The organism is Bacillus sp. TL12 (genome assembly GCF_022625245.1).
GTDB lineage: Bacteria > Bacillota > Bacilli > Bacillales > Bacillaceae_G > Bacillus_A.
The window spans coordinates 162,026-175,137 of the sequence record NZ_JAJJBY010000009.1; the positions used below are offsets into that span (position 1 = coordinate 162,026).

General features: G+C 35.8%; 11 protein-coding genes. 6 read left to right on the plus strand and 5 right to left on the minus strand.

Annotated elements, in window-relative coordinates; translation table 11 throughout:
* Nucleotides 1-28: 28 nt before the first annotated feature.
* The 5 genes from mnmE to rpmH all read right to left on the minus strand — a co-directional run bounded on the left by mnmE (nt 29) and on the right by rpmH (nt 3,638).
* Nucleotides 29-1,405 (minus strand): tRNA uridine-5-carboxymethylaminomethyl(34) synthesis GTPase MnmE, encoded by a 1,377-nt coding sequence (mnmE, locus tag LOK41_RS11350; RefSeq protein WP_241816544.1) that lies wholly within the window; start codon nt 1,403-1,405, stop codon nt 29-31.
* Nucleotides 1,406-1,639: 234 nt separating this feature from the next.
* A complete protein-coding gene (jag, locus tag LOK41_RS11355; RefSeq protein WP_241816545.1) occupies nt 1,640-2,257 on the minus strand; it encodes an RNA-binding cell elongation regulator Jag/EloR in 618 nt (205 codons plus the stop codon).
* A complete protein-coding gene (spoIIIJ, locus tag LOK41_RS11360) occupies nt 2,254-3,021 on the minus strand; it encodes a YidC family membrane integrase SpoIIIJ (RefSeq protein WP_174100934.1) in 768 nt (255 codons plus the stop codon). Before spoIIIJ ends, jag begins: the two co-directional genes overlap by 4 nt.
* A gap of 58 nt (nt 3,022-3,079) precedes the next feature.
* Nucleotides 3,080-3,427, minus strand: coding sequence for a ribonuclease P protein component (rnpA, locus tag LOK41_RS11365; protein ID WP_241816546.1), 348 nt, complete (start codon nt 3,425-3,427; stop codon nt 3,080-3,082).
* 76 nt (nt 3,428-3,503) lie between these two features.
* Entirely contained in the window at nt 3,504-3,638 is a 135-nt protein-coding gene (gene rpmH / locus LOK41_RS11370; protein WP_000831901.1) for a 50S ribosomal protein L34, read from the minus strand.
* Nucleotides 3,639-4,201: 563 nt separating this feature from the next.
* On the opposite strand from rpmH, the gene dnaA reads away from it, so the two are divergent.
* From dnaA to gyrA, 6 genes are all read left to right on the plus strand, one after another.
* Entirely contained in the window at nt 4,202-5,542 is a 1,341-nt protein-coding gene (gene dnaA / locus LOK41_RS11375) for a chromosomal replication initiator protein DnaA (protein ID WP_174100935.1), read from the plus strand.
* 178 nt (nt 5,543-5,720) lie between these two features.
* Nucleotides 5,721-6,866: a DNA polymerase III subunit beta gene (dnaN, locus tag LOK41_RS11380; RefSeq protein ID WP_017150099.1), complete on the plus strand. Its 1,146-nt coding sequence runs from the start codon at nt 5,721-5,723 to the stop codon at nt 6,864-6,866.
* Between the two features lie 245 nt (nt 6,867-7,111).
* Nucleotides 7,112-7,324: a S4 domain-containing protein YaaA gene (gene yaaA, locus LOK41_RS11385; RefSeq protein WP_241816547.1), complete on the plus strand. Its 213-nt coding sequence runs from the start codon at nt 7,112-7,114 to the stop codon at nt 7,322-7,324.
* A 12-nt stretch (nt 7,325-7,336) separates the two neighbouring features.
* The gene (recF, locus tag LOK41_RS11390) at nt 7,337-8,464 is read left to right on the plus strand and encodes a DNA replication/repair protein RecF (protein WP_241816548.1); all 1,128 of its coding nucleotides are present in this window, start codon (nt 7,337-7,339) and stop codon (nt 8,462-8,464) included.
* Between the two features lie 38 nt (nt 8,465-8,502).
* Nucleotides 8,503-10,425, plus strand: a complete 1,923-nt coding sequence (gene gyrB, locus LOK41_RS11395) for a DNA topoisomerase (ATP-hydrolyzing) subunit B (protein WP_241816549.1) — start codon at nt 8,503-8,505, stop codon at nt 10,423-10,425.
* A gap of 88 nt (nt 10,426-10,513) precedes the next feature.
* A complete protein-coding gene (gene gyrA / locus LOK41_RS11400; RefSeq protein WP_241816550.1) occupies nt 10,514-12,976 on the plus strand; it encodes a DNA gyrase subunit A in 2,463 nt (820 codons plus the stop codon).
* Nucleotides 12,977-13,112: the final 136 nt, after the last annotated feature.

A 13,112-nucleotide genomic window follows, 5' to 3' on the forward strand; every position in this document is an offset into this window, starting at 1 on the left:
ATCATCTATCCTTCTAAATACCTATTTGTTATTTTCCTAAACAAAATTGAGAAAACAATTGATCAATTAGGCTTTCATGGACAGTATCACCCGTAATTTCACCAAGTATTTCCCACGTTCTTGTTAGATCAATTTGAACCATATCAATCGGAACACCGTTCTCTATTGCATCAATAGCATCTCCAATTGTCTTTTCTGCTTGTGTTAATAAACCGATATGTCTTGCATTAGAAACATACGTCATATCTGCCGACTCAATTGCTCCTTCAAAGAATAAATCTGCTATAGATTTTTCTAGCTCATCTACACCTTTTTCTTCAATTAGCGACGTTGTAATGATACGATTTTTACCCGCTAATTCTGTAACACGGTCCATATCAATTTGCTTTGGTAAATCTGTTTTATTTACAATAACAATAAAGTCTTTTCCTTGCACCGCACGGAATAATTCTTCATCTTCAGTTGTTAACGCTTCACTATAGTTTACTACAATTAGAACTAAATCGGCTTGCCCCATCATCTCTTTTGAGCGCTCTACGCCAATTCGTTCAACAACATCTTCAGTTTCACGGATTCCGGCAGTATCAATGAGTTTAAGTGGTACACCACGTACATTGACATACTCTTCAATGACATCACGCGTTGTTCCTGCTATATCCGTTACAATAGCCTTTTTCTCTTGAACCAGGCTATTTAATAACGAAGATTTCCCAACGTTAGGTCTTCCGATAATTGCGGTAGCAATTCCTTCTCGTAAGATTTTTCCTTGCTTAGATGTCTCCAATATTTTTTGTATTTCTCCGCGAACATGTGTCGCTTTTTCAATTAAAATATTGTGTGTCATTTCTTCGACATCATCGTATTCTGGATAATCTATATTCACTTCTACATGAGCTAATGTTTCTAAAATTTCTTGACGAAGTCGACCAATTAATTTGGATAATCGTCCTTCCATCTGATTAATTGCTACACTCATCGCTCGATCCGTTTTCGCACGAATCAAATCCATTACAGCTTCTGCTTGCGATAAGTCAATACGCCCATTTAAAAACGCTCGCTTTGTAAATTCACCAGGCTCTGCCAAACGTACTCCTTGAGCCAAAATAAGTTGTAATACTTTATTTACAGAGACAAGACCACCGTGACAGTTGATTTCTACGATATTTTCACGCGTAAAAGTCTTTGGTGCCCGCATAATTGACACCATTACTTCTTCAATAACTTGATCTTTATCTAAATCAACAATATGACCGTAGTGAATCGTATGAGAAGAAACTGTCGTTAAATCTTTCCCTTTAAAAATGCGATTGACCTTTTCAATCGCATCCTCTCCACTTACTCGAACAATGGCAATTGCCCCTTCCCCAAGTGCCGTGGAAATTGCAGCAATTGTATCAAAATCCATGTCCTTTCACCTCACTTGCTTATTTCTCTCTATTTCAACATGATTTTTTACCTTCACTAAACTAATAGGATACCATAACGAACCTATCTACAAAAGAATAATAACTCATTTTATTATGTCCTCATGTGAAAAACACTAAACTTATTCACAGTGGATAAGTTTAGTGTCTTTAGTTATCCACAATTTATTTTTTTATAGCGTCACAAAAAAACCGGCACTCCTATGAGCAACCGGTTATTTGGAAGATATTACAACATGTCGATGCGGTTCTTTACCTTCAGAAGTTGTAATTATATTTGGATGATTAGATAGTGCTTGATGGATAATTTTTCTCTCAAAAGAGGGCATTGGTTCTAACACAACATTTTTTTTAGTTGCCACTACTTGTTTTGCTAATCGATAAGAAAGCGATTCTAACGTATCTTTTCTCTTACTACGATAATTTTCAGCATCAATTGTGATACCGATATATTGTTTTGTACTACGATTTGCAACAAGCTTTGTTAAATATTGTAAAGAGTTCAATGTATGTCCTCTTTTTCCGATCAAAATCCCTACATCTTTCCCAGAAAGTGTAAATTCGATTTCTCGACCTTTTACATTTTTCGTAATCATCACATCCACACCCATTTCCTGAACAACACTTTGGAGGTATTGCTCCGCTTCTTGGATAGGATCTTTCTTCACTACAACTTCTACGATAGCTGGACGATTCCCTATAAAACCTAGGAACCCTCTCTTACCCTCATCAATCACATTCACATCTACTTGGTCCCTTGAAACTTTTAATTGCCTTAAAGCATCTTGTACTGCCAGCTCGACTGTTTGTCCTTTAGCAGTAATTATACTCACTTGCTTGATCCTCCTGCCTTACTAGCCTTAATTTCTGGCCCTTTGATCATATACATTTGAGCGATACCAAAGATGTTACCAACTACCCAGTATAGGGATAATGCAGCTGGGAAGTTAATTGCAAAGATTAAAATCATAATCGGCATAAGCCATAGCATCATTGCCATTTGTGGATTTTGTCCAGCAGTTCCTGCCATAGCAACCTTTTGCTGAATAAACGTTGTGATTGCCGCAAGAACCGGAAGGATATAGAACGGATCTGCCTGTCCTAAATCAAACCATAAGAATGTATGTTTACTAATCTCTTCTGTTCTCATAATTGCATGATAAAATGCAAATAAAATCGGCATTTGAACAAAGATTGGTAAACAACCAGCTAACGGGTTTACACCATTCTTTTGATACAACTGCATCATCTCTTGTTGCAGTTTTTGTTGCGTTGCTTGATCTTTAGAGCTATATTTCTCTTTTAATTTCACCATTTCTGGTTGTAGTGCTTGCATTGCCTTCGTACTCTTCGTTTGTTTAATCATTAATGGTAATAATGCAAAACGAATAATAAGAGTTGTAACAACAATCGCTAAACCATAATTACTACCAAATAAGTTTGCAAAATATGTGATTAACTGAGAAAGCGGGTATACGAAATATTCATTCCAAATCCCTGTGCTTTTCGGTGTAATCGGCTGATTCACTTCACTACAGCCCGCAGTGATCGCCATTAAAGCAATAACCATGGCTAGTAAGCCTATCTTCTTTTTCACAGCCTGCTCCTCCTTGTTTCGGTATGTATATAGTGTAATTCATTTCCCTTTTCCTACGCTACTTGTTTGTAATTTTAATACCAGAGCGCTTGAAGGCATGAATTAAGCTTTTCTTTAATTGTTCATATGTCATATCTGCACAAGGCTTCCTTGCTATTATAACAAAATCTTTTCCAGAATCTATCTCATCTTTCAATTCTGCAATCGATTGGCGAATCAAGCGCTTAATTCGATTACGCACTACTGCATTTCCTAACTTCTTGCTAACAGAAAGACCAATGCGAAAGTATGGTTGCTCTGCTTTCTCAAGCTGATATACCACAAACTGACGATTTGCATTTGATTTTCCATTTTGAAAAACAGCCTGAAATTCATCATTTTTCTTTATACGATTCTTTTTCTTCATATCAATTGACACTCCTGTATTTCATCAGCGGAAATTCATTATTACTAGAAAAAAAGACCACTGAACGATCAGTGGTCTACGCAGATAATACTTTTCTTCCTTTACGACGACGAGCTGCTAGCACTTTACGTCCGTTCGCTGTGCTCATACGGCTGCGGAAACCATGTACTTTGCTGCGCTTACGTTTATTTGGTTGGTAAGTTCTTTTCATTATATGACACCTCCCTGAGGAATATCTGTTAAAGACAGTCTTATAAATTATAGTTAATCAAATAGGAAAATGTCAATGGTTCTCCAAATTTTCATCAAATATTCATTTTGAACCTATTCACAATTTTTTTCACAGCTGTTTTATTTATTTGTGGATAACGGATTTTTCTTTTTTTTATATCCACAAATTATTTTTTCACTTTTACACAGTATATCGTATTGTGGACAAGTTTATTCCACAAGGTATTGATTTTGTGGATAACTTTTTGAAATTCATTGCTATCGCTATCTTTTTTTGATATTATAGTTGTGTTTTCACCTTGAGCAAGTTTTCCACATTTGTATTTTATCCACAAATTGTGCATAACATGTGGACAGTTATACTCACATGTGGGTAAATGGTTGTCCACATGTGTATTTTTTGTCGAAAACTCTATCTCGTATACAAACGACGTTTTTAGGTTTTAAAATACGTTTCGTATAAATATACATTATCTATTTTTAAGGTTGTACAATCGTTGCACAACCTTATTCTTTTACCATCTTTGTAAAGGAGGGACACCCTTGGAAAATATCTCTGATTTATGGAATAGTGCTTTGAAAGAGCTAGAAAAAAAGGTGAGTAAACCAAGTTATGAGACATGGTTGAAATCAACCAAGGCACATGCTTTGAAAAAAGATGTATTAACGATTACAGCTCCAAATGAATTTGCTCGTGACTGGCTAGAATCCCATTATTCGGAGCTCATTTCAGAAACACTTTATGATCTAACAGGAGCAAAATTAGAAATTCGCTTTATTATTCCCCAAAGTCAAACTGAAGAGGAGATTGACTTTCCTCCTGCTAAAAAGAAAAGAATAAATGATGAGTCTAATCACTTACCACAGAGCATGTTAAATCCAAAATATACATTTGATACATTTGTTATTGGCTCTGGGAACCGTTTTGCTCATGCAGCTTCATTAGCAGTTGCTGAAGCACCAGCAAAAGCATATAACCCACTATTTATTTATGGGGGAGTTGGGCTTGGAAAAACGCACTTAATGCATGCAATTGGACATTATGTCATTGAGCATAATCCGAATGCTAAAGTCGTTTATTTATCATCAGAAAAATTTACAAATGAGTTTATTAATTCCATTCGTGATAATAAAGCAGTCGATTTCCGTAATAAATATCGTAATGTCGATGTCTTACTTATAGATGATATTCAATTTCTTGCTGGAAAAGAACAAACACAAGAAGAGTTCTTCCATACATTTAATGCATTACATGAGGAAAGCAAGCAAATTGTAATCTCAAGTGATAGGCCGCCAAAAGAGATTCCGACATTAGAAGATCGCCTTCGTTCCCGTTTTGAGTGGGGGCTTATTACAGATATTACGCCGCCAGATTTAGAAACAAGAATTGCAATTTTACGAAAAAAGGCGAAAGCGGAAGGTCTTGATATTCCGAATGAAGTCATGCTTTATATCGCTAATCAAATTGACTCGAACATTCGTGAACTAGAAGGTGCACTTATTCGAGTTGTTGCTTATTCATCTCTAATAAATAAAGATATCAATGCCGATTTAGCTGCTGAAGCACTTAAAGATATTATTCCAAATTCTAAACCAAAGATTATTTCTATTTATGATATTCAAAAAGCAGTTGGCGATGTTTTTCAAGTTAAATTAGAGGATTTTAAAGCAAAAAAACGCACAAAATCAGTCGCATTTCCTCGTCAAATCGCAATGTATCTATCACGTGAGCTAACAGATTCATCTTTACCTAAAATTGGCGAAGAATTTGGCGGACGTGATCATACAACCGTCATCCATGCGCACGAAAAAATTTCAAAGCTATTAAAAACTGATACACAACTTCAAAAACAAGTTGAAGAAATTAATGATATTTTAAAGTAGTAGCTGAATAGTGTGAATAACTTTACTGGTTTTACACACAGTCTATCCACATGTAGATAGACTGTTTTTCCGTCTTTAAATAGAGTTATCCACATATCCACAAGCCCTATTACTATTACTACTATTTTTTTATCTTTATTTAATAAATAAAATTCTATACTTGCCGGAGGTTTTCGCTATGCGTTTTACAATTCAAAAAGACTACCTTGTAAGAAGTGTGCAAGATGTAATGAAGGCCGTTTCCTCTCGTACAACAATTCCAATTCTTACAGGAATTAAAGTTGTAGCAACTGAAGAAGGTGTTACATTAACAGGAAGTGACGCTGATATTTCAATTGAATCTTTTATCCCAGTTGAAGAAAACGGAAAAGAAATTGTTGAAATTGCACAATCAGGGAGTATTGTTTTACAAGCAAAATATTTTAGTGAGATCGTAAAAAAATTACCAAAAGACACAGTAGAAATTTCTGTGGAAAATCATTTTATGACAAAAATAAAATCTGGAAAATCAGAGTTTAATTTAAATGGTTTAGATTCTGCTGAATATCCATTATTACCGCAAATTGAAGAACATCATGTATTTAAGATTCCGACAGATTTACTAAAACACATGATTCGTCAAACTGTATTTGCTGTTTCAACTTCAGAAACTCGTCCGATCTTGACAGGTGTAAACTGGAAGGTATATAACAGCGAACTGACTTGTATTGCAACAGATAGTCACAGACTAGCACTTCGCAAAGCGAAGATTGAAGGTCATACAATTTCTGATGAGTTTCAAGCAAATGTTGTTATCCCTGGTAAGAGTTTGAATGAACTGAGCAAAATTCTAGATGAGTCTGAAGAAATGGTAGATATCGTTATTACGGAGTATCAAGTATTATTCCGAACTAAACATTTATTATTCTTCTCAAGATTGTTAGAAGGGAATTACCCGGATACAACACGTCTAATCCCGGCAGAAAGCAAAACGGACATTTTTGTAAATACAAAAGAATTTTTACAAGCAATTGATCGTGCTTCTTTACTAGCAAGGGATGGTCGCAATAATGTTGTGAAATTATCGACATTAGAAGAACAAATGCTAGAACTTTCTTCAAATTCACCAGAAATCGGGAAAGTAGTAGAGGAAGTTCAATGTGAGAAAGTAGAAGGGGAAGAATTAAAAATCTCCTTTAGTGCAAAATATATGATGGACGCATTAAAAGCATTAGATAGTACAGAAATTAAAATTAGTTTTACTGGAGCGATGAGACCGTTCTTAATTCGTACAGTAAATGATGATTCCATCATCCAATTAATTTTACCAGTTCGTACTTACTAAGTAAGAGGTGAGGGTTGCTAGTTTTAATATGCTAGTGACCCTTATTTGATTTTAGAGGATGTGCAAAAAATTCAGTATTCATGTAGTTTCATCTACAATCTATACTTTCCTGGCTTCTAAGCTTTGAACTGTTCGGCCCTCTGTATCGTCTTTTTTGCACATGTACTTTTACGGGTATTACTTTCCTAATGTTAGTTTATTTAGTACAATGAAAGAATGAACACTTTCAGAAAGTGAGCGATTTTATGAAACGTATTAAAATTTCAACTGAGTACATTACGCTAGGACAATTTTTAAAGTTAGCTGATGTAATTGATACAGGCGGTGCTGTTAAATGGTTCTTACAAGAATACGAAGTGTATGTTAATCAAGAACTGGAAAATAGAAGAGGCCGAAAGTTGTATGCAAATGATATTATTGAAATTCCGGGAAACGGAACATTTCAAGTTCAAGCATAAAGGGGGAGCCCTTTGTATATTAAAGAATTACAATTAAAAAATTATCGCAATTATGAATATCTAGATCTTTCCTTTGAGGATAAAGTGAATGTAATTATTGGTGAAAATGCCCAAGGGAAAACGAATTTGATGGAAGCTATTTATGTATTAGCGATGGCCAAGTCTCATCGAACTTCGAATGATCGTGAACTTATCCGGTGGGATGAGGATTATGGTAAAATAAAAGGTAGATTACAAAAGCGAAACAGTTCCTTGTCTTTAGAATTAAATATTTCTAAAAAAGGGAAGAAGGCAAAGTTAAATCAACTAGAACAACAAAAATTAAGCCAATATATTGGTGAAATGAATGTTGTTATGTTTGCCCCAGAAGATTTAAATCTTGTAAAAGGAAGCCCTCAAATACGAAGACGCTTTTTAGATATGGAACTCGGACAAATAGCTCCTGTCTATTTGTATGAATTAAGTCAATATCAAAAAGTGCTCACGCAGCGAAATCACTTGCTTAAGAAAATGCAAGGGAATAGTAAAAATGAGGAGACGATGTTGGATGTATTTACACTTCAACTCATTGAACATGGTACAAAAATTTTGCAAAAACGTTTTGAGTTTCTGCATTTGCTACAAGAATGGGCTGCTCCAATCCATCGTGGCATTAGTAGGGGATTAGAGGAACTAGAAATAGTTTATAAACCAAGCGTAGATGTATCAGAATCAATGGATTTGTCGAAAATAAAAGAAGTATACTATGAAAGTTTTCAATCTGTGAAACAACGTGAAATTTTCCGTGGTACAACTTTAATTGGTCCTCATCGTGACGATTTGCAATTCTTCGTTAATGGTAAAAATGTTCAAGTCTTTGGTTCTCAAGGACAACAACGAACAACCGCACTTTCCCTAAAGTTAGCTGAAATTGAATTGATTTATTCAGAGGTTAAGGAATATCCAATCCTCTTATTAGACGATGTATTGTCAGAATTAGATGATTATCGTCAATCACATCTGTTAAATACAATTCAAGGAAAAGTGCAAACATTTGTGACAACGACGAGTGTCGACGGAATTGAACACGAAACATTAAAGCAAGCGAAAACAATTCATGTAAAAAGCGGCACGGTAGATTGTGAAATAGACAGAACGTAGTTTCTGTTTAAATGGAAAAGTAGGTGATCTTTGTGTCAATGGAACAAAAGCAAATGCAAGAGAATTCATATGATGAAAGTCAAATACAGGTACTTGAGGGACTAGAAGCAGTTCGAAAACGTCCGGGTATGTATATTGGATCTACAAGTGGAAAAGGTCTTCATCACCTTGTATGGGAAATTGTAGATAATAGTATTGACGAAGCATTAGCAGGATACTGTGATGAAATTAATGTTAGTATTGAGGAAGATAATAGCATTCGTGTAACAGATAATGGCCGTGGTATTCCGGTTGGTATACAGGAAAAAATGGGACGTCCTGCTGTAGAGGTTATTATGACTGTACTCCACGCCGGTGGTAAATTTGGCGGTGGAGGTTATAAAGTCTCTGGTGGCTTGCATGGTGTAGGTGCATCTGTTGTAAATGCCCTGTCAACAGAGTTAGAAGTATTTGTGCATCGTGAAGGTAAAATTCATTATCAAAAGTACGAACGAGGTATCCCAGTTGCAGATTTAAAAGTAATCGGTGAAACAGACCATACAGGAACAATAACTCGTTTTAAGCCAGATCCGGAAATTTTTAAAGAAACTACAGAATACGACTTTGATACATTAGCAACTCGTATGCGTGAGTTAGCATTTTTAAATCGTAATATTAAATTAACAATTGAAGATAAACGTGAAAATAAACAAAAGAAAGAATTCCATTATGAAGGTGGAATTAAATCTTATGTTGAGCATTTAAACCGCTCGAAACAACCAATTCATGAAGAACCTGTATATGTAGAAGGTTCAAAAGATGGAATTCAAGTTGAAGTTTCTCTTCAATATAACGAAGGTTATACAAACAATATTTATTCATTTACGAATAATATTCATACGTATGAAGGCGGTACACATGAAGTTGGTTTCAAGACTGCTTTAACACGTGTAATAAATGATTATGGACGAAAAAATAACATCTTAAAAGATGCGGATAGTAACCTAACAGGTGAAGATGTACGTGAAGGATTAACAGCGATTGTCTCTATTAAACATCCCAATCCACAATTTGAAGGACAAACGAAGACGAAACTTGGAAATAGTGAAGCGAGAACGATTACAGAGTCTGTTTTCTCAGAAGCGTTCGAAAAGTTCTTACTTGAGAATCCAAATGTTGCCCGTAAAATTGTAGAAAAAGGAACAATGGCAGCACGCGCACGTGTAGCAGCGAAAAAAGCGCGTGAATTAACACGCCGAAAGAGTGCGCTGGAAGTATCTAGTTTACCAGGGAAATTGGCGGATTGTTCTTCTAAAGATCCTTCGATTAGTGAAATTTACATCGTAGAGGGTGACTCTGCGGGAGGTTCCGCAAAACAAGGACGTGATCGCCACTTCCAGGCGATTTTACCACTTAAGGGTAAAATTATTAATGTTGAAAAGGCACGATTAGATAAAATCTTATCTAATGATGAGGTGCGTACGATTATCACGGCGATTGGTACAAATATCGGCGGGGATTTTGACATTGCAAAGGCTCGTTATCACAAAGTTATTATTATGACCGATGCCGATGTCGATGGTGCGCATATTCGTACTCTATTATTAACGTTCTTCTATCGTTATATGCGTCAAATTATTGAGCACGGCTATATCTATATCGCGCAGCCGCCGTTGTTTAAAGTCCAACAAGGGAAAAAAATTCAATATGCTTACAATGATAAAGAGCTTGAAAATATATTAGCCGAGTTACCAGCTCAGCCCAAACCTGGAATTCAGCGTTATAAAGGTCTTGGAGAAATGAATCCAACTCAGTTATGGGAAACGACAATGGATCCAGAAGTACGTTCGTTACTTCAAGTTTCTCTTCAAGATGCAATTGAAGCAGATGAAACATTTGAAATTTTAATGGGTGATAAAGTAGAACCGCGTCGTAATTTTATCCAAGAAAATGCAAAATACGTGAAAAACCTTGATATTTAAGTAAGTAATGACAGGAATCTGAGCATTCCTGTCTTCTACATATAAATCAATGTATTTGTAACGGAAATGTAAGAGGAGGTGCTCGTTGATGTCAGACAATCAACAACAAGCACGAATTCGAGAAATTAATATCAGTCATGAAATGCGTACCTCATTTTTAGATTATGCAATGAGTGTTATTGTATCTCGTGCACTACCAGATGTTCGTGATGGATTAAAGCCTGTGCATCGTAGGGTTTTATACGCAATGAATGATTTAGGAATTACTGCTGATAAAGCATATAAGAAATCAGCGCGTATTGTTGGCGAAGTAATTGGTAAGTATCACCCGCATGGTGATTCAGCTGTTTATGAGACAATGGTACGTATGGCACAAGATTTTAGTCAACGTTATATGCTTGTTGATGGACACGGTAACTTTGGTTCTGTTGATGGGGATTCGGCGGCAGCGATGCGTTATACAGAAGCAAGAATGTCTAAAATCTCCATGGAATTAATACGTGATATTACAAAGAATACAATTGACTATCAAGATAACTATGACGGTTCTGAAAGAGAACCAATTGTATTACCAGCACGTTTCCCTAACTTATTAGTAAACGGTACAACAGGTATCGCAGTTGGTATGGCAACGAATATTCCACCCCATCAACTTGGGGAAGTAATTGACGGTGTATTGGCACTGAGTCATAATCCTGACATTACTATTGCAGAATTAATGGAGTGTATCCCAGGACCTGATTTTCCTACAGCGGGTTTGATTCTAGGGAGAAGCGGAATCAGAAGAGCGTATGAAACTGGTCGCGGCTCTATTATTCTTCGTGCTAGAGTTGAAATCGAAGAAAAGTCAAATGGTAAACAATCTGTTATTGTAACTGAATTACCTTATCAAGTTAATAAAGCACGATTAATTGAAAAGATTGCAGAATTAGTTCGCGATAAGAAAATTGAAGGTATTACAGATTTACGTGATGAATCAGATCGGAATGGTATGCGCATTGTTATGGAAGTACGCCGAGATGCAAATGCGAACGTACTATTAAATAACTTATATAAACATACAGCACTTCAAACAAGCTTCGGTATTAATATGCTTTCGCTTGTAAATGGGGAGCCACAAGTATTAAATCTGAAACAAAATTTATATCATTATTTGGAACATCAAAAGGTAGTAATTCGTAGACGTACTGCTTATGAATTAGAGAAAGCGGAAGCGCGCGCTCATATTTTAGAAGGATTACGAATTGCATTAGATCATCTTGATGAAGTTATTACGTTAATTCGCAGTTCAAAAACCGCTGATATTGCAAGACAAGGTTTAATGGAGCGTTTTGGTTTAAGTGAGAAACAAGCGCAAGCAATTTTAGATATGCGCCTGCAGCGCTTAACTGGATTAGAACGTGAAAAGATTGAACAAGAATATCAAGATTTAATGAAGCTAATTGCGGAATTAAAAGCAATTTTAGCAGATGAAGAAAAAGTTCTTGAAATTATTCGTGAAGAATTAACCGAGGTAAAAGAACGCTTTAATGATAAAAGACGAACAGAGATTACAATTGGCGGTATGGAATCTATCGAGGATGAAGATTTAATCCCAGAGCAGAATATCGCAATCACACTTACTCATAATGGTTACATTAAAAGGTTACCGGCCTCTACGTACAAAACACAGAACCGTGGGGGACGTGGTGTACAAGGAATGGGTACGAATGATGATGACTTTGTTGAACAGTTATTGACAACGTCTACTCATGATCATATTTTATTCTTTACAAACAAGGGTAAAGTATACCGTACGAAAGGATATGAAATTCCAGAGTATAGTCGTACAGCGAAAGGTATACCAATTATTAATTTACTAGGAGTAGATAAAGGTGAGTGGGTCAATGCTATTATTCCAATTCGTGAATTTGGTGATGATCAATACTTATTCTTTACAACGAAATATGGAATTTCTAAGAGAACACCTCTTTCTTCGTTTGCAAATATTCGTACAAATGGTTTAATTGCAATTTCTCTTCGTGAAGAAGATGAAGTAATTTCTGTACGCTTAACATCTGGCGATAAGGATATTATCGTTGGAACAAGTAACGGTATGCTAATCCGTTTCAATGAGCAAGATGTGCGTTCTATGGGACGTAATGCGGCAGGTGTAAAAGCTATTACACTAGGTGATGAGGACCAAGTTGTAGGTATGGAAATTGTTGAAGAAAATATGAACGTGTTAATTGTAACAAAGAATGGTTACGGAAAACGTACACCAATTGAGGAATACCGTCTGCAAAGCCGCGGTGGTAAAGGTCTAAAAACATGCAACATTACAGATAAGAATGGTAAGTTAGTAGCGGTTAAGTCTGTAACGGGTGAAGAAGATATTATGTTAATCACAGCTGCGGGTATTATTATCCGTATGCCAGTTGACCAAATATCCCAAATGGGACGTAATACTCAAGGTGTACGCTTGATTCGTTTAGAAAATGAACAAGAAGTAGCAACGGTAGCAAAAGCACAAAAAGATGAAGATGGGAATGAAGAAGTTTCCGAGGAATAAGAGAGGGGATTTCCCCTCTCTTATTTTTTTTAGAATAATACTTGCATAGATATATAAAAGTCTATATAATAGGCAGAGTCAGCAAATGAGAGATACAAGTTATCGAAAAAAAACTTGTTGACGAAAATGATATATT